19 protein-coding genes and 1 tRNA gene are annotated in these 17935 nt (G+C 62.1%); 5 read left to right on the top strand and 15 right to left on the bottom strand.

The annotated features are described in order from the left end of the window. Positions 1 to 15: 15 nt before the first annotated feature. From EKH55_RS01095 to EKH55_RS01050, 10 genes are all read right to left on the bottom strand, one after another. Positions 16 to 381, bottom strand: coding sequence for a response regulator (locus tag EKH55_RS01095; protein WP_034851747.1), 366 nt, complete (start codon positions 379 to 381; stop codon positions 16 to 18). Positions 382 to 385: 4 nt separating this feature from the next. Next, positions 386 to 679 carry an STAS domain-containing protein gene (locus tag EKH55_RS01090; RefSeq protein WP_069459514.1) on the bottom strand — a complete coding sequence of 98 codons (294 nt, stop codon included), beginning with the start codon at positions 677 to 679 and terminating at the stop codon, positions 386 to 388. A gap of 35 nt (positions 680 to 714) precedes the next feature. Further along, positions 715 to 2328, bottom strand: coding sequence for a globin-coupled sensor protein (locus tag EKH55_RS01085; RefSeq protein ID WP_151610813.1), 1614 nt, complete (start codon positions 2326 to 2328; stop codon positions 715 to 717). 663 nt (positions 2329 to 2991) lie between these two features. Further along, a complete protein-coding gene (locus tag EKH55_RS01080; RefSeq protein WP_151610812.1) occupies positions 2992 to 4395 on the bottom strand; it encodes an FGGY-family carbohydrate kinase in 1404 nt (467 codons plus the stop codon). After that, positions 4392 to 4706: an L-rhamnose mutarotase gene (gene rhaM, locus EKH55_RS01075; protein WP_069459517.1), complete on the bottom strand. Its 315-nt coding sequence runs from the start codon at positions 4704 to 4706 to the stop codon at positions 4392 to 4394. Before rhaM ends, EKH55_RS01080 begins: the two co-directional genes overlap by 4 nt. Before the next feature lie 7 nt (positions 4707 to 4713). Then, entirely contained in the window at positions 4714 to 5718 is a 1005-nt protein-coding gene (locus tag EKH55_RS01070; protein WP_151610811.1) for an ABC transporter permease, read from the bottom strand. Next, positions 5718 to 6698, bottom strand: coding sequence for an ABC transporter permease (locus EKH55_RS01065; RefSeq protein ID WP_069459990.1), 981 nt, complete (start codon positions 6696 to 6698; stop codon positions 5718 to 5720). Before EKH55_RS01065 ends, EKH55_RS01070 begins: the two co-directional genes overlap by 1 nt. Further along, positions 6695 to 8206 carry a sugar ABC transporter ATP-binding protein gene (locus EKH55_RS01060; RefSeq protein WP_151610810.1) on the bottom strand — a complete coding sequence of 504 codons (1512 nt, stop codon included), beginning with the start codon at positions 8204 to 8206 and terminating at the stop codon, positions 6695 to 6697. Before EKH55_RS01060 ends, EKH55_RS01065 begins: the two co-directional genes overlap by 4 nt. Before the next feature lie 328 nt (positions 8207 to 8534). Then, on the bottom strand, positions 8535 to 9524 hold the full coding sequence (gene rhaS / locus EKH55_RS01055) for a rhamnose ABC transporter substrate-binding protein (protein WP_151610809.1): 990 nt from the start codon (positions 9522 to 9524) through the stop codon (positions 8535 to 8537). Positions 9525 to 9646: 122 nt separating this feature from the next. Continuing rightward, a complete protein-coding gene (locus EKH55_RS01050) occupies positions 9647 to 10459 on the bottom strand; it encodes a DeoR/GlpR family DNA-binding transcription regulator (protein ID WP_069459521.1) in 813 nt (270 codons plus the stop codon). Between the two features lie 198 nt (positions 10460 to 10657). On the opposite strand from EKH55_RS01050, the gene EKH55_RS01045 reads away from it, so the two are divergent. The 5 genes from EKH55_RS01045 (at position 10658) to EKH55_RS01025 (ending at position 15436) form a co-directional block, all read left to right on the top strand. Continuing rightward, complete coding sequence (locus EKH55_RS01045; protein ID WP_151610808.1) at positions 10658 to 12757, top strand: bifunctional rhamnulose-1-phosphate aldolase/short-chain dehydrogenase; 2100 nt, start codon at positions 10658 to 10660, stop codon at positions 12755 to 12757. Between the two features lie 11 nt (positions 12758 to 12768). Then, positions 12769 to 14061, top strand: coding sequence for an L-rhamnose catabolism isomerase (gene rhaI, locus EKH55_RS01040; RefSeq protein WP_151610807.1), 1293 nt, complete (start codon positions 12769 to 12771; stop codon positions 14059 to 14061). 213 nt (positions 14062 to 14274) lie between these two features. After that, positions 14275 to 14529 (top strand): GlsB/YeaQ/YmgE family stress response membrane protein, encoded by a 255-nt coding sequence (locus tag EKH55_RS01035; protein ID WP_069459524.1) that lies wholly within the window; start codon positions 14275 to 14277, stop codon positions 14527 to 14529. A gap of 174 nt (positions 14530 to 14703) precedes the next feature. Beyond that, entirely contained in the window at positions 14704 to 14892 is a 189-nt protein-coding gene (locus EKH55_RS01030) for a hypothetical protein (protein ID WP_069459525.1), read from the top strand. Between the two features lie 82 nt (positions 14893 to 14974). After that, positions 14975 to 15436 carry a YbaK/EbsC family protein gene (locus tag EKH55_RS01025; protein WP_069459526.1) on the top strand — a complete coding sequence of 154 codons (462 nt, stop codon included), beginning with the start codon at positions 14975 to 14977 and terminating at the stop codon, positions 15434 to 15436. 427 nt (positions 15437 to 15863) lie between these two features. Here EKH55_RS01025 and EKH55_RS01020 read toward each other — a convergent pair. From EKH55_RS01020 to EKH55_RS01000, 5 genes are all read right to left on the bottom strand, one after another. After that, a tRNA-Phe gene (locus tag EKH55_RS01020) sits at positions 15864 to 15939 on the bottom strand. 269 nt (positions 15940 to 16208) lie between these two features. Then, positions 16209 to 16421, bottom strand: a complete 213-nt coding sequence (gene yacG / locus EKH55_RS01015; protein ID WP_069459527.1) for a DNA gyrase inhibitor YacG — start codon at positions 16419 to 16421, stop codon at positions 16209 to 16211. Between the two features lie 4 nt (positions 16422 to 16425). Further along, a complete protein-coding gene (locus EKH55_RS01010; protein ID WP_151610806.1) occupies positions 16426 to 17046 on the bottom strand; it encodes a Maf-like protein in 621 nt (206 codons plus the stop codon). Positions 17047 to 17100: 54 nt separating this feature from the next. After that, complete coding sequence (infA, locus tag EKH55_RS01005) at positions 17101 to 17319, bottom strand: translation initiation factor IF-1 (protein ID WP_004435948.1); 219 nt, start codon at positions 17317 to 17319, stop codon at positions 17101 to 17103. A gap of 147 nt (positions 17320 to 17466) precedes the next feature. Continuing rightward, positions 17467 to 17934 (bottom strand): arsenate-mycothiol transferase ArsC, encoded by a 468-nt coding sequence (locus EKH55_RS01000; protein ID WP_151610805.1) that lies wholly within the window; start codon positions 17932 to 17934, stop codon positions 17467 to 17469. Between the last annotated feature and the right edge of the window lies 1 nt (position 17935).

Below are 17935 nucleotides of genomic sequence, written 5' to 3'. Positions count from 1 at the left end.
GGCTACCCTCGGACTTCAGGCCGTTACACGTTCGATCGCATCGATCAGCTTGGTGGGGTCGAACGGCTTGACGATCCAGCCGGTGGCGCCTGCCTGCCGCGCGCGGTTCTTCTTCTCGGCGTCGCTCTCCGTCGTCAGCACCAGGATTGGCACGGCGCGATAGCGGTCGTTCTTGCGAACGCCCTCGATGAAGCCGAATCCGTCAAGGCGCGGCATGTTGATGTCGGTGACGATGACATCCGGGTTGGCGCTTTCGAGCACTTCGAGGCCCTCGACGCCATCCTCCGCCTGGATCGTTTCGAACCCGGCATTGTTGAGGGTGACAAGAAGCATGTTCCGGATTGTCCGGGAGTCATCGACAGTCAGAACTCTCTTCTTCATTTTCTCAAATCTCCTTTGCCATCAGGGGCGCAATGTCCACGCCGACGAGCTGTGTCGTTTTAATGAAAGCATCCGACACCTGGGAAAAGGTGAAGGACGACTGGTCCTCTTTCCAGCTTCTTGCGCCCGCCATCAGCACTTGCGCGCAAAGCGCTCCGATCCGCTCGACGGCGGAAGCATCGATCTCGACCGAGCTGCCCTTCAATGCCAAGAGCTTCTCGTGCAGCGCGGTCGCCTCGTTCAGATCCAGCACGGGAGCGAGCTTGAGCGTTTTTTTTGCGGTGTTTTTCCTGGCCATTTCGTCCTCGACTGAAATCCAATTTGCCCCTGAAGCTAGTCCCGCCAGCCGGCGACCCGCCGCTCCGATATGGCGTCATCGCTGAACAGCGTCGCCGGTTCGTCTTCATGGACCTGCGGCGACAGTGCGGGCGCATGGGAGAAGGCACTTACCGCCGGTCCCGCCTGGCGCTCGAAACGGAAGCGGCGGACCGTCTGGCCCAGTTCCAGGATCACGCTATGGAGATCGTCCGACGACGCCAGTGTCTCGCCTGCGAGTGCGGCGCTCTGGCCCATCGCCTGCGACATGCCGCCGATTCTGGAAGTCGTGGCAGCGAGATCCTTTACCTGGCTCTCCGCGTCCCGAGCGATGCCGGAGACCGCGGCATTGATGGTAGTTACCTGTTCGACGATGCTGCTGATCGCGTCCTGTGTGCGGCCGACGATCTCGACGCCGACTTCGACCTGCGCTTTCGTGCCGCTGACGAGATGCTTGATTTCACGCGCTGCTTCCCCCGAGCGCTGCGCGAGAGCGCGGACCTCCTGTGCCACCACCGCGAAGCCCCGGCCGCTGTCGCCGGCACGTGCGGCCTCGATGCCTGCGTTCAGGGCCAATAGATTGGTCTGGAAGGCGATCTCATCGATTGCGCCGATGATCTGTCCGATCTTTTCCGCCGAGGCCTCGATATCCGCCATGGCCGATATCGCCTGACCTGCGATCTCGCCGCTGCGCTCGGCCGCCACCCGGGTCCCGCTCGCCGCAGTCTCGGTCTCGCCGATACGGATCGACCCCGAGCGCATGCGCTCGGTCACGCTATCGAGCAGCGCTACATGGCCGGACAGCGCCTCAGCCTCGCCGCCGGCCTTGCCGGAGAACTCGGCAGCGCGGTCGCGCAGGCTCCGGGCGAGCGACTCGGCCGCCGCGGCACGCTGGTCGGCCGCCGCCAGCGACTCCTGGATCCGGTCCAACGCCGCATTGAGGCCCGCTCCGATCGGGCGATAGGCATCCGGCGCGTTTTCCGGGAGACGGGCCGCAAGGTTGCCGTCGGCAAGAGCGCCAAGGAAATCCTGGAAAAGACCGGCTACTTCGGTCTCGTCGCTCTTGCGCTGCTCCGACAGCTGCTGCTGGTGTCGCTGACGCAGGGCATTGAAGCGCAGGGAAACCGCGATTTCGGTGTCGACGAATGTGGCGCGGACAAGGGCGGCGACCAGTTCGCAAAGCTCCTTCCTGCGGCTCTTGCCGAGGGGAAGCAGGTATCTGGGCCAAGCACTCTCGATCGCACCGACAATCAGATGTTCCAATACCACCGCGTGACTCGCAATTTGCCAGCGCGGATCGAGCCCCATACGATTTTCGGTATCGGCCAGGACCTTCACCCGCTCTGCATAGAGACCGTCGAAACGGGCGTCGGTCAAAACGTTCCAATGCGAGGATTGCAAGTCGTGCAGACGGTCGAACTGGCGATCGCTGTCGAAGTGGCGGGCGGCGTCGGGATAGGACTGCAGACGTTGGAAAAGATCACGCAACGCAAGCTCGATACGCGGCGACAGCGCTTGTCGATGATCGCGCAGAAGCGTGCAGGCGTCCTCGTCAAGGCCGGCGAAGCGCAGTCGGTCGAACAGACTGCCCGCCTGGCCCTTCCTTGCCTGTTCTGACGCTTCCTGCTTCACACTGAACCCCGGCCGATGCGTATTCGAAAACTTGCCGGAAGGAAGATGTGGCCCGCCAGGGGCCGTAGCCGGTCACGCCCAATCGATGAGATCTGCGCGCCCAAGGCGTGTGCGATCGTCCGTCCCGCAAGAAAACTGGTGAAGATTGCATACCGGACCGGAACCGGTACGGCGGTACGGCGTCATGCCTTGAGGGGAAGCCGAAACTGTCCCAATCCGACGTGTTGGACCATGTTTATGGTTAATTCCTTGCTTGAAGGTTAACAGCGCCGGCTTGTTATCGGACTCGCTAAAATTCAGTGGAGCGGAACCGCAATAGCGTCTTTGCTGCCAGCCTTTTAAATTCGCTCCGGCGGCAAACCGCCAGCTTTTCAATCACAAGAGTTTGGCATTGCGGTCCTGCTTTCCGTCCGGTATCCATTCGAGCCGAATGGGCGCCACTGCGCATGCTGCCCCATCCGGGCACAAGCGACATCATGAGGATGCGCTCTCGGGAAATGAACAATGATTGTTCTTGGAATCAGCGCCGCCATCACCGCAATCCTGGCAATGACCGCGATATCGATCGTCGTCATCATCGAGCATGATCGGGCGGCAAGCAGAAATATCTTCTGACCCCACGCCCTCTGTCTTCAAGAAAACCCATGCGGTTCACTTCACCGCTCAACCGCCAATTGGCTTCAAGCCTGCGGTGGCTTTCACATGCTGCGCGGTCGCCCTCTTCCACGCAACCGCATAGTCTCCGTAGGCTGGCGGAATTTCGTCCTTGAAAGCTTCCGCGCCGGTCCTGACACGCGCGCGCGCCGCGAGACAGGCTGCCCCAAGGCTGGTTCCCGTGGTGCTCAGCCGGTTTGCCAGCACGGGGCGTCCGGTTGCGGCCGCAAGCATGCGCAGATAGGCGGCATTGGCCGCAAAGGGGCCCTCTACAACGATCTCTCCCTTTGCCCCGATAAGGTCGAGGCAGGTCGCCGTCATCAGGGCCAGGTGAAAGGAGACGATGGCCAGTCGTTCCGAAGGGTCGCGCGACTTCTCCTCTGCCGTCCAGCGGGGACTTGCCGAAGGAAATGGCCCGGAACCACCCGGCACGGAGGGCAACAGCATGTGACCGGCCGCCAGCACGCGCGCCTCGGCGTCGGGCGACGCCGCCGGCGGGTCCTCGCCGACAATCATCGAGAAGGCGCGGCCACCCATGAAGCGGGCGGAGGGTACCGGGTCGCCGAGCGCATTGACATTGATCAGCGTGTCGCGCGTCTCGTCGAGTTCGGCTGCCGCGCCGCCGACGGCCAGCGTGATCACCCAGGTTCCGGTCGAGACGACGGAGAACGGGGCGCCGCGCGTCAGCAGATGAGGCAGCAAGGAGGCGTTGGAGTCGTGAATGCCGCAATAGACGGGCAGGCCCGGCGGCAAGCCCGCTTCTTCGGCAAGCGGCTGTAGCAGGCCGCCGATGACTTCGCCCGCCTTGTGTACCGGCGCGAAGAGCCCGCGCCACCCCTGCTTGTCGACCAATGTGGAAAAGGTGCCCGCCCTGGGGTTCCAGAGATCGGTGTGGCAACCAAGCGAGGTCAGTTCGGTGGTTTTGATGCCGGTGAGACGGTAGGACCAATATTGCGCATAGGTGAGGATGGACACGACATTGGCGAAGTGTTCAGGAAACGTGCACTGCTGCCAGAACAGCTGAGCGCCGATATTGAGACCCATCGGCAGACGGGGCGAGCCGGTCTCCAGGAAGGGCGGGCGCGCCTCGTCATATTCCTCGGCGAGCGTATCCGGCCCGGTATACTCGTAGTCCAGGACCGGCAGAGCGAGGCGGCCTTCCTCGTCGAGCAGAACCGCGGTCGCACCATGCGTGGTAACGGTGATCCCCTCCACCGGGTGCTCACGATGGAGTGCGGCGAGGCTCGCGAGAATGAATCGCCAGAGCCGCTCGATGTCGAAATGCGGGTAAGGCCCGTCCGCGAGCACGAGATTGGGCGTCTTTCGCACGGCGATCTCTTCGAAACGCTCAAGGTCGACGAGCGCGACCTTGGCGTTCGTCTTGCCGATATCGATGACGGCAACGGTCTTCATGGCAGATGGAAGACGGTCTTGAGCGGCACGGCGACCGGCTCGTTGTCCGCGCGGGTTTCCATGAGGTCGGCCATGTAGGCCCACCATTTCCGCATGACCGGGTGAGAGGGCAGGTCAGCCATTCTGTGGTCTTCGCTTCGCCAGAGCACCCCGAAGAGAAGGTTGGCCTCCTCGTCCAGGTGGATCGAATAATCCGAGATCCCGGCATCCTTCAGGAGCGCGGACAATTCGGGCCAGATTGCATCGTGACGGGCCTTGTATTCCTCGGCCATTCCCGGATTGAGCCGCATACGGAAGGCGTATTTTTCCATGGCTACCTCAATGCGCGAAATGACGGCGGGCGCGTTGCCACAGGATGGGCAGGGCGATGACCGAAATCAGCAGCAGCCCTATGAAGATGGACATGACGATCCCGGGAACGTTCAGGAGGCCAAAGCCGAAGGTGACCATGCCCATGATAAGCGCCGCCAGAACGACGCCGGGTATGGTGCCGGAACCTCCGAGAATGCTGACGCCGCCGAGCACGACCATGGTAACGACTTCGAGCTCCCAGCCGAGCGCGATCGAGGGACGCGTCGACCCGAGCCGGGAGGTGAGGCAGACGGAGGCGAGTCCCGCCATCAGCCCGGTCATCAGGAAGAGGATGAATTTCACTCGGCCGACCCGCACGCCCGAAAAGAGGGCGGCGGTCTGGTTGTTGCCGATGGCATAGACGGTGCGGCCGAAATTCGTCCTGTGCAGCAGCACGCCGTAGATCAAGGCCAATAGCAGGAAAAGCGTGAATTCGAACGAGAAGACCCACCAGACGTAGCCCTGACCGAACCAGGAGAAGCTCGATGGGTAGCCGGTGAAGGCCTGATCTCCAAGCACGATGAAGGCCAGCCCGCGGAACAGGCTCATCGTACCGATCGTCACCACGATGGAAGGAAGGCGCAGGCCGGTGATCAGGAGTCCGTTGATCGCGCCGCACAGAAGACTGACCCCAAGGCCGACCGCGACAAGCGCCGGCGTATCGAAGCCGAGCTGCACGGCATAGCCCATCGCGGTCGAGGCGAGCGCGATGATCGAGGCGACCGAAAGATCGATTTCGCCGCAAATGATGACCAGCGCCATGGCGAAGGCAATCATCGCCTTTTCGGTGAAGTTGAAGGTGGCATCCGAGAGATTCCACGGGTCGAGGAAGTAGGGCGAGACCAGCGAATTGCCGAGGAAGATCACCATTGCCACGATGACGAGCAAAGCCTCCCAGCTCTTCAGAAGACGTGCGCCCCGCCCCTGCAGGCGATCGGGGATGTAGCGGGGAGAGAGTTGAGCGTCAGCCATCAGACCGCCTCCGCTTTTCTGAGAATGACCCTGCCCTTGCGACGCTCGGCGCGGGCGTTGACGGCGACGGCAATGATGATGACCGTTCCGGAGATCGCCATCTGCGCGAAAGGCGAGATGTTGATGACGGGCAGCGCGTTCTTGATCACGCCGAGAAAGAGAGCTCCGAGTACGGCCCCGGCAACGGAACCGATGCCGCCGGCGATCGAAATGCCGCCGATGACGCAGGCGGCGATGATGTCGAGCTCGAATCCGGCGGCGATATCGACATAGGCAACCGCGTAGCGGGATACCCAGAGATAGCCGGAAAGTCCCGCCAGCGCACCCGACAGAGAATAGGCGAAGAAACGCGTGCGGCCGACATCGATACCCGTATAGATAGCGGCGTGCGGATTGCCGCCGACCGCGTAGAAGGCGCGGCCAAGCGACGTGCGGCTCATGACCACGAACATCAGCGCGATCATTGCGATCGACAGCCAGGAGAGCATGGGCACGCCGGCGATATCCAGGCGGGGAAGAGCCTTGAAGGCAACGCTCATCTCGTGCGCGTTGATCCACTTGCCGTTCGTCAGAAGGAAAATGAGGCCGCGATAGATCGTCAGCGTTCCGAGGGTGACGACGATCGGCGGAATGGCGAGTTTCCAGACCAGCGTGCCATTGATCATGCCGAGCAATGCGCCGAGCGCCATCGCGGTGACGATGACGAGCGGGATCGGCAATCCGGGAAAGGCTGTGTTGAGCATGGCCGCTACCATGCCGCAAAGCGCGAGGTTCGCCGCCATCGACAGATCGATGCAGCGGGTGAGGATCACCGCCATCTGCCCGAGGGCGAGGATGATCAGGATCGAGGTGTCATTAAAGACGCGCGCCAGATTTGCCGGTGCGACGAAGGCCGGAAAGCGCAGGGCGATCAGGGCGAGTAGGACGGCGATCGCCATGACCAGGAGAGCTTCGCGGTGCTTGAGCAGCTTCGCCATCATGCGGCCCACCCCTCAGGCTGCGCCTCGATGCCGGCCGCCGCGCGCACCAGCTTTTCCGCCGTCAGTTCGGAGCGCTCGAACCGGGCGGCGATCCGCCCCTCGCGCATGACGATGACCTGGTCGGACATGCCGATGATCTCAGGGATTTCCGACGACACCATGATAACGCTCAAGCCTTGCGCCGCGAGTTCGCTCATGAAGGCATGGACGGCAGCCTTGGAGCCAATGTCGATGCCCTTGGTCGGCTCGTCGAGTATGATGACTTTCGGCTTCGTCGCCAGCCATTTGGCGATCACCACCTTCTGCTGGTTGCCGCCTGAAAGCGTGCCGACATCCTGGTCGAGGGAAGCGGCGCGGAGATCGAGCCTGGACGTGTATTCGCGCGCCAACGCGAACTCGTTGGCGAGCCTCAGGAAGCCGGATTGCGACGTGTGGGAAAGCGATGGCAGGGTGACGTTCTGGAAGATCGGCATGCCGATGATCGCACCCTGCCGGCCGCGCTCTTCCGGTACATAGACGATGCCGGCGCGGATCGCCTCGGCCGGATTGCGGATGACCAGTACCTTGCCATCGAGCTTGACCGCACCGGCGGACGGCCGGGTGATGCCGATCAACGACTGCATGAATTCCGAACGCCCGGCGCCGACGAGGCCGTAGAAGCCGAGGATTTCGCCGCGCCTGAGCTCAAAATTGATGTCCTCGAATTCGGTCGGGTGGCGATAGCCGGAAACGGTCAGCACCGGTTCGCCGATCTCGACCTGCTTCTTCGGATAGACGGCGCCGACGGCGCGACCGACCATCATGCGGACGAGATCGTCCTGGGCGACATCGGCGATCAGTCCCTCGCCGACCATGGTGCCATCACGGAAGACTGTGTAGCGATCGGCGATCCGGAAAATTTCGTCGAACTTGTGGCTGATGAAAAGGATCGCCTTGCCGTCGGCCTTCAGCCGCTCGATCAGCGCGTAGAGTTCATGAATTTCCTTGTGCGACAGCGCCGCGGTGGGCTCGTCCATGATGACGACACGCGCATCGACGGAGAGCGCGCGGGCGATCGCCACCAGATGCTTCCTGGCGATGCCGAGATCACGCAGGCGGATCGTCGAGTCTAAATTCGCGCCTGCCCGCTGAAGCAGCGCGGCAGCATCGGCGTTGAGTTTCTTCCAGTCGATGAGGCCGAAGCGGTTGCGCGGGGCATGCCCGAGGAAGATGTTCTCGGCCACCGAGAGCTCATCGAAGAGGACCGTCTCCTGGTGGATCGCAGTCACGCCCGCGCGGGCGGCTGCGAGAGCGGTCGGGAAGGTCGTCTTCCCGTCCGCGACCCGGATCACGCCGGAATCGGGCTGGTATATGCCCGTCAGGATTTTGACGAGCGTCGACTTGCCGGCACCGTTCTCGCCGATCAGCGCGGTCACCGAACCGGGGTAAAGCGCGAGGGAGACGTCCGAGAGCGCGCGCACACCGGGGAAGGATTTCGATATGCCCTCGAGCGCGATAGCCGGCTTCATCCGCGGTGTGGTCGTATCCTGCAACAAGTGAGAGTCCACCAATCCAGTCGTTTAAAATAGGCTGCCGTTTCGGCTTCAGCCGTCTTGGGCAAGGCACTCACTCTCTTCGAGATAAAGAGACCGTCGAGCCTGTTGGGGACGGGGTCGCCCCTCTCCTCGGGTGTTACCCGAGGACTAGCCCTCTCCCCGCACGCGGGGAGAGGGTACCCCTTCGCGGACCGCCGCTCGCGCCGATGTTATAAGGGCGGCGCCGCTTGTTCCCTTCTCCCCGCGAGGGGGGAGAAGGTGGCCGGAAGGCCGGATGAGGGGCAAATTTGCCCTCCCCCGATCAGAAGATCTTCGCGAATTCTTCGACGTTGGAGGCATCATAGACGAAGGGATCGGCCATGGCGCCTTCATTGTTCTCGTCGAGCTTCACGGTTCCCATGCGGCCCATCTTCAGCTCCGCGCCGGGCTTGGCTTCGGCGCCATTGATGAGGTCGTAAGCAATCATCGTAGCCGAGTAGCCGAGATCGATCGGGTTCCAGATCGCGAAGGACTTCGACGCTCCGGACTTGACGTGACCGGCCATTTCGGACGGCAGGCCAAGGCCCGTCACGTTGATCTCACCGATCTTGCCGGCGTCGGTCACGGCTTGCGCGGCGGCAACGATGCCGACCGAGGTCGGCGCGATGATTGCTTTCAGGTTCGGATGGGACTGAATGAGGCCCTGCGTCTCGCGATAGGACTTGTCGGCAAGGTCATCTCCATAGACCGTTGCGACGACATTGATGCCCTTGTAGTTGTCCTCAACCTTCTTCATCTCCGCGATCCAGGTGTTCTGGTTCGTGGCCGTTGCCGATGCGGAAAGCACGGCGACATCGCCACCTTCGGGCAGATGATCGGCGGCAAGCTTGATGATCATGTTGCCGATCAAGGCGTTCGAGGACGGATTGAGATGCATCATCCGGCCTTCCTTGGCGACTCCCGAATCCCACGAGATGACCTTGATGCCGCGATCCATCGCCTTCTTCAGCGCCGGCACGAGCGCATCGGTGTCATTGGCCGAAACGGCGATGGCGTCCACCCTCTGGGCGATTAGCGAGTTGATCACCTCGATCTGCCCTTCCGCGGTCGTCGAGGTCGGGCCGGTATAGATGACTTCGACGTCGCCGAGTTCCTTGGCCGCCTCCTGGGCACCCTTGTTGGCGGCCTCGAAGAAGCCGATGCCGAGCGCTTTGACCACGAGCGCGATCTTCTTGTTCTCCGCATGGGCCGCATTGGCCATGAGCGCAACCGCGACGGCCACCGTTACCATCAATGATTTCAGGATTTTCATCAGTTTCTCCTCCCTGGGGCCCGTGCAGCCGCAGCGGCTACATTCACAGGCCCAAAAACCAGTCCCCTACGATCCTGTTCCGGCTTCGCCAGAATCGCCTTCCATCCCCCTCCGATCCGCCCTCAGGCGGATGTCGAAGCGATCTCCGGGTCGCTCGCCGCCTTCGTGTCGGCAATGACGAGATTGACGCCGGCACTTTCGAGCATCGCGGCATGCCTGTCCTCGATGCCCGAATCGGTGATCACAGTGGTGATGCGCTTGAGGCCGCAAAGAATGAGGCTCGAGCGCTTGTGAAACTTAGAAGCATCCGCGAGCACGACCAACTCGTCGGCCTGGTCGATCAGCTTCTGCTCCGCCTGGATCAGAAGCGGATCAGCCTCCATCAGGCCGAGCGGCCCGAGCCCCTGTGCACCCATGAACATGCGACGTGCATAGAAGTTGCGTGTCACGTCGTTTTCGAACGGGCTCAGGATGATGTTCTGCTCGCGATAGATCGTACCGCCGGACAGCATGACCGTGTTTTTCGAGTGCTTGAGCAGATGCTCGGCGATCGGAAAGGAATTGGTGAAGACCTGCATCCGGCGGTTCGCCAGAAAGTGCACCATCTGAAATGTCGTCGTGCCGCCATTGATGATGATCGGCTCGCCGTCCTGGCAGAGCGCCACCGCCTCGCGGGCAATCGCCTGCTTCTCCCGCGCGTGCAGGCCTTCATTGACGCGGAAGGGCCGGCCGGCCAGGCCGACGAATTGCGGCGGATTGATTGCCTCGGCGCCGCCACGCACCCGCCGGAGCCGCTTCTGCACGTGGAGCGCTGCAATATCACGGCGGATCGTCGCCTCCGAGCTGCCGGTGAGTTCGACCAGTTCCGGCACGGTCACGACCGGCTTTTCCTGCACCGCCGACAGGATGATCCTGTGTCTTTCTTTCTCGTGCATGCGCTCCTCCGATGCCGCATGCTTCCATCAAGCCCAAACATTGTCAATCAGTATCGATCATATTTTTTCATTGTGCGGCGCAATATGACTGTTTTTGATCGTTTTTGATTGACAATCCTGCATCCCGCATGTGATCTGATGTCAACCAATCGCCGCGGCGCGAGCGCCCCGCGGAAAACTGACCGGGAGGACTTCGAGATGCTCGACAAGCGACAAGGCGCACGCCTGGCCAACCTCTGGGATGACGCCAAGGCGGCAGCAATGAGCGAGCCGGAGCGGCTCCTTTATCGCTCCAATCTTCTCGGCTCCGATAAGCGCATCACCAATTATGGCGGCGGCAACACGTCGGCGAAGGTGATGGAGAAGGATCCGCTGACCGGGGAAACGGTTGAAGTCCTTTGGGTGAAAGGGTCCGGGGGCGATGTCGGCACCATAAAGATGGACGGTTTTGCCACGCTCTACATGGACAAGCTGAGGGCGCTCAAGGGCATTTATCGCGGCGTTGAATTCGAAGACGAGATGGTCGGCTACCTGCCGCATTGCACCTTCAATCTCAATCCGCGGGCCGCATCGATTGACACGCCGCTGCACGCCTATGTGCCGAAGGCGCATGTCGACCACATGCACCCGGATGCGATCATCGCCATTGCCGCCTCTCAGAACAGCAAGGACTTGACGCGGAAGATCTTCGGGGACGAGATCGGCTGGCTTCCCTGGAAGCGGCCAGGCTACGAACTCGGCCTCTGGCTCGGGAAATTCTGCCTCGAAAACCCGAAGGCGCGCGGCGTCGTGCTCGAGAGCCACGGCCTCTTCACCTGGGGTGACACGGCCAAGGAAGCCTACGAGACGACGATCGAGATCATCAACCGGGCAATTGCCTGGTTCGAAGCCGAGAACACGGTGCCGGCCTTCGGCGGAGCGATCAAACCGATTCTTGAAGCCGCCGAGCGGACTGCGGTTGCGAAGCGGCTGATGCCGGTGATCCGTGGCCTGATCAGCGCCGACGAGAACAAGGTCGGCCATTTCGACGACGGCCAAGCGGTTCTGGATTTCGTGACGTCGAGGGACTTCGGTGCCCTGGCGGCGCTCGGGACGAGCTGCCCCGACCATTTCCTTCGGACGAAGATCCGGCCGCTGGTGATCGATTTCGATCCCACCGCGCCCGATATCGAAAGGACGCTTGCCGGCCTGCCGGAGGCGATCGCCGCCTATCGCGCCGACTATGCAGCCTATTACGGTCGCTGCAAGCGCGCAGACAGTCCGGCGATGCGCGATCCGAATGCCGTCGTCTATCTCGTTCCGGGCGTCGGCATGATGACCTTTGCCAAGGACAAGGCGACGGCACGCATCTCCGGCGAATTCTATGTCAATGCCATCAATGTGATGCGAGGCGCCTCGGGCGTTTCGACCTATGTCGGCCTGCCCGAGCAGGAGGCCTTCGACATCGAGTACTGGCTGCTGGAGGAAGCAAAGCTCCAGCGCATGCCGAAGCCGAAGAGCCTTGCCGGCCGCGTCGCGCTCGTGACCGGCGGCGCCGGCGGCATCGGCAAGGCGACGGCCGACCGGCTGATGCAGGAAGGCGCCTGCGTCGTCCTTGCCGATATCGATCAAGGGGCGCTGGAGGCTGCCGAAGGGCAGCTTGCCGCCCGTCACGGCAAGGATTTCGTCCGCGCCGTCAACATGAACGTGACCAGCGAAGCGGCAGTCGAATCCGGTTTCGGCGATGCGCTTCTCGCCTTTGGCGGCCTCGACATTCTCGTTTCGAATGCGGGACTTGCCTCCTCGGCGGCGATCGAGGACACGACGCTTTCGCTCTGGAACAAGAACATCGACATTCTCGCAACCGGCTATTTCCTGGTTTCGCGCGAAGCCTTCCGCATCTTCCGCGCCCAGAAGGCCGGCGGCAATGTCGTCTTCGTCGCCTCGAAGAATGGCTTGGCCGCCTCGCCCGGCGCTGCGGCCTATTGCACGGCCAAGGCGGCGGAGATCCACCTTGCCCGCTGCCTGGCGCTCGAAGGCGCATCGGCACAGATCCGGGTCAACGTCGTCAATCCGGATGCGGTGCTGCGAGGGTCGAAGATCTGGACCGGCGAGTGGAAGGAGCAGCGCGCGGCTGCCTACAACATGGACGTCGACGCGCTAGAGGCGCATTACCGCGAGCGCTCCATGCTGAAGCGCAGCGTTTTCCCCGAGGACATCGCCGAAGCCATCTTCTTTCTCGCCTCCGACATGTCGGCGAAATCAACCGGCAATATCATCAATGTCGACGCGGGCAATGCCCAGTCCTTCACCCGCTAGGAGAGGCTGCCATGACCGTCATCATCAGCACATCTCTCGTCGAGGCCGAGAACGCAAGACGGCTCGAGGAACTGAAGCGCGACTATGAAGGCCTCGGCGAGCGGCTCGCGCGCCGTGGCGTCGACATCGACGCGATCAGGGTAAAGGTCGCAGCATACGGCGTTGCCGTTCCCTCCTGGGGCGTTGGAACCGGCGGCACGCGCTTCGCGCGCTTCCCGGGCTTGGGCGAGCCCCGCAACATCTTCGACAAGATTGAGGATTGCGGCGTCATCCATGAACTCACCCGCGCGACGCCGACCGTGTCGCTGCACATCCCCTGGGACAAGGTCGCGGATCTCCCGGCGCTGAAGGAAAAGGGCGCTTCGCTCGGGCTGGGCTTCGACGCGATGAACTCAAACACCTTTTCGGATGCGCCCGGCCAGGCGCATTCCTACAAGTTCGGGTCGCTCACCCACACAGACGCCGCCACGCGGCGGCAGGCGATCGAGCACAATCTCGAATGCATCGAGATCGGCAAGGCGCTCGGCTCGAAGGCGCTGACGGTCTGGATCGGCGACGGCTCGAACTTTCCCGGCCAGAGCAACTTCACCCGCGTCTTCGATCGCTATCTCGATTCGATGAAGGCGATCTATGCCGCGCTCCCGGACGACTGGCGCGTCTTCACCGAACACAAGATGTTCGAGCCGGCCTTCTATTCCACCGTCGTACAGGACTGGGGCACGAACTATCTGATCGCCCAGGAACTCGGGCCCAAGGCCTTCTGCCTCGTCGACCTCGGCCACCACGCACCGAACGTCAATATCGAGATGATCGTCGCCCGGCTGATCCAATTCAAGAAGCTGGGCGGCTTCCATTTCAACGATTCGAAATATGGAGACGACGATCTCGATACCGGCTCGATCGAACCCTACCGCCTTTTCCTGGTCTTCAACGAGCTCGTCGATGCCGAGGTTCGCAAGGCCGAGGGCTTCGAGCCGGCACATATGCTCGACCAGAGCCACAATGTCACGGACCCTATCGAAAGCCTGATGACGAGCGCCATGGAAGTCTGCCGCGCCTACGCCCAGGCGCTTCTCGTCAACCGCAAGGCGCTCGAGGGCTATCAGCAGGACAATGACGCGCTGATGGCATCGGAAACCCTGAAGGCGGCCTTCCGGACCGACGTCGAGCCGATCCTTGCAATGGCCCGCCTCGAAAAGGGCGGTGCGATTGCGCCGGTTGCGGCATACCGCGCAAGCGGCTACCGCGCCAGGGTGGCGGCGGAGCGCCCGCCGGTTGCGGGCGGGGGCGGCGGCATTGTCTGAAGCCACGGCGCGAGCAAGCGATCGTTTCACGACCGGTTCGGCTCTCACCGGGCTTTTTCAGTTCGCTGAAACTTGCGAAAGCGGCTTGGTTAGCCGCTCAGCGACCACAAATCCCGATTGCGCAGAAAAATGGCCGCGCGATTGAATTGCCCTCTACCTGATCCAAGATCATGAGCTATCCTTTCCTTCAGGTTACAACCGAAAGGAACTATGATGGGTATTGAGAGTATTCTGGTATTTTTGATCGTCGGCGCGATTGCGGGCTGGCTTGCCGGCCTGATCGTCAGCGGCTTCGGCTTCGGGTTGATCGGCAATATGGTCGTCGGGATTATCGGCGCGCTTATCGCCGGTTACCTATTCCCGGCGCTGGGCGTCACCCTCGGCACCGGCGTTCTCGCGGCGATCATCCATGCGACGATCGGCGCGATCATCCTGCTTGTGCTGATCCGCATCGTAAAGCAGGCCTGATGATCGATGCCCCTGCACCATCCCTTGGATAGGTTCGATCCAGACACCAAATCAGGAGGTAGAGACACGACAGCGATCTCCTGCGCCTGACCGGCACGCTGGAGAGATTCGCGCTGCTGCATGAAAGGCGCCCAAGGCGCGGATCACCGCCGCAACGCATGAGCGGAGGGAAAGATGACCGAATTCTATGCCGATAAGATCGAAATCGCACTTCAGACCTATGTCAACGATCATCAGGGCAGCCTGACGCGCGAGCAGGCGATCTCTGCGATCCTCGAGAACTGGTTTGCGAGCCATGGCTATCTGCCCCCGCAGCAGGAGGGGCTACGTCCGGAAGAGCTTGACGCATCGAACGACGACTGAAAGATTGGCATTTGCGAAAGCTGCCGGCGTGCCGCTCTGCCGCCGCTCTCCCTATTGCCAATCACAGAATAGATCGTCCGTCATGAGCCTCGACTCGGTGAAAGCATTCTTTTCCAGGAATGCCCCTGACATCAACGTCATCGAACTCAAGCAGAGCACAGCGACTGTGGCGCTCGCGGCAGAGGGCCACGGCGTCGAGCCGGCGCAGATCGCCAAAACGCTGGCGCTTCGGGTCGGCGATGATGTGATCCTGATCGTCACCCGCGGGGATGCACGCCTCGACAATAAGAAATATAAGGCCCGCTTCGGTGCCAAGGCACGCATGCTCGGTCTCGACGAAGTGGAAGCCGAGACCGGCCATCCGGTCGGCGGCGTCTGCCCCTTCGGCCTCGTCCGGCCGCACAGCGTTTACTGCGACGAATCCCTCAAGGCCTTCGACCTGGTGGTGCCCGCCGCAGGCGCCGTAAATGCCGCGGTGCATATCAACCCGTACCGCATGGCGGAATTGATCGGGGCGGAGTGGATCGACGTCTCGGAGATTTGAACAATCGGCTGCAAAGGCGGTGTGTAATCACAGCGGCCCGTCGGCATTCAGAGCACGGCGACCAGGACCATGAGCGAGCCGAGCGACAGCGCGGCAATGATGCTCATCAGCATCTTCATCATGTGCTTGGCCATTTTCCTCGCCCCGCCCGCGCCTTCCGTCGAATGATAATCGCGGGCCTGTTTCCGGGCCGCCGACCGACCCGCTCCTCACCCCAATATCGGGAATTTTCCGGCAAGTTGGTTAAGAAGTCACCTTGCCAATGAGGATGACAGCGCCGCGCGTCCTTTCAGACGCGCAAAGGCGCTGTAACCCTCTTGAACTGCGCACCGAACATTCCGAAAAACGGTTCCGATTGTCATGGCTCACGCCGCGCACGCAACGCGTGGACGATTGTTTGCATCTCAAAGATCGGAAACTGGTAAAATGGTGCCCGGAGGCGGATTCGAACCACCGACACGCGGATTTTCAATCCGCTGCTCTACCAACTGAGCTATCCGGGCATTTTTTGCCTGTGAGGCAACGGCTTCTTCGAGAAACCGCCGGGGCGCTTGGTTCGCCGCCGGAAGCGAGCGGGGTTATAACATCTTGTTCGGCGGTGTCCAGCACCAAATGACTCTTTTTTGAAGGAATCTGGCGTGCGGTGAAAAAGCCGCGAAAAGCCAAGGGATTCAGGAGGATCGCGCGGGGCCGTCGCCCCCTCGGCCGACTGGGAAGGCACACCGCCGGTGCCCTGGGCAGACGTTTGGAACCGCTCGCCCGCTCGCCACTTCTAGCGATCGTCGCCGTCGTCGGCCTTCGACTCGTCGTCGGCCACAGGAATTGCGTAGGAGCCGGAAAGCCAGCGGTTGAGGTCTATGTTGCGGCAGCGCTCGGAGCAGAAGGGATAGTGCTCACGCGCCGACGGACGACCACATTCCGGGCAGGGACGCGGTGCGCGCAGGGGCTCGACGTTCGAGCCGTTCTTCTTGCCAGCGCCGCTCACTTGCTCAGCCTTCCATCCAGCTGTTGTGAACCTCATAGCCCTCGCCGACGAGCAGATTGACCGTCTCGTACAGCGGCAATCCTACCACATTGGAATAGGATCCGACGAGCTTGACGACGAAACTGCCGGCAATGCCCTGGATGCCGTAACCGCCGGCCTTGCCGCGCCATTGCCCGGAGGCGAGATAGCTCTCGATGTCGAGGCCGGTAAGCCGCTTGAAGCGCACCTTCGTGTCGACGACCTTCTGGCGCAGCGTGCGATCCGGCGTAACGAGGCAGATGCCGGTATAGACGCGGTGGCTGCGGCCGGAGAGAAGGTGGAGGGCGCTCGACGCTTCGCCGACCAGCTCAGGCTTGGGCAGAATCCGGCGGCCGACGCAGACGACGGTGTCGGCCGCCAGTATATAGCTGCCCTGCCAGTCCGCCTCGCCCTTGATCGCCGCCAGCGCCGCTTTGGCCTTCTCGGTGGACAGCCGGCGCGCCAGCGAGCGCGGATGCTCGGCGCGCTTGGGCGTCTCGTCGAGATCCATCGGGAGCAGCCGCGCGGGCTCGATCCCGGCCTGCGCCAGAAGTTCGACACGACGCGGCGATCCGGACGCCAATATCAGTTTCTGGGTCACTGTCATCGAGCCGTGAAGTACCGGGTGGGCGCTCTCGCGCTGAACCTGCTGGAAAAGGGCTTACTTGAAGCGGTAGGTGATGCGACCCTTGGTCAGGTCGTACGGGGTCATCTCGACGAGCACCTTGTCGCCCGCCAGAACCCGGATACGGTTCTTGCGCATACGGCCCGCCGTATGGGCGATGATCTCATGCTCGTTCTCAAGCTTCACGCGGAAGGTCGCGTTGGGAAGCAATTCGGTGACCACGCCCGGAAATTCGAGGACTTCTTCTTTCGCCATGCAGGGTTGTTCTTTCTCGCGTTCATTCGCGGATGCGCCACGCATCCGTCGAAAAATTTGGCCGGAAACTACACAATCGCCACGGGTTTGTGAACCCGCCTTGATGCCGCTTTTTCCGCAATTTTGCCGTGTCGCAACCGGTATCGGTCAGGCACCCTTGCGGAGGCTTTGGCCGGTCAACCGGCTGGCGATCAACCCCGCCAGATGGTCGCGTACCGCCCGATAGGCGCCGACGATCTGATCGCGCGTGCCGGTCGCAACCGTCGGATCGGGCGTCGGCCAATATACCACGTCGACGGCCATCGAGCGCGTCAATTCGAGCGCCAGGTGGTGCGCCTCCGGCGCCAGCGTGACGATCAGGTCGAAATAGTCGTCTTCGAGTTCGTCAAGCGTGCGCGGCTGATGGCGGCCGATCGTCAACCCCACCTCTTCCAGCACGACGTCGACGAAAGGATCGCGCTCGCCGTGGCGGACGCCCGCGGAAGCGACATAGGTTCCCTTCGGCAGTGCCGCCCTCGCAAGCGCCTCGGCCATAGGCGAACGGATCGCATTCATGCCGCACATGAAGAGAATCGAACGGGGCGTCTTAAAATCGTGCAAGACGATCCCACTCATG

The organism is Sinorhizobium alkalisoli (assembly GCF_008932245.1).
In the GTDB taxonomy this organism is placed as follows: Bacteria; Pseudomonadota; Alphaproteobacteria; order Rhizobiales; family Rhizobiaceae; genus Sinorhizobium; species Sinorhizobium alkalisoli.
This window is presented reverse-complemented; position numbering and strand designations above follow the sequence as displayed.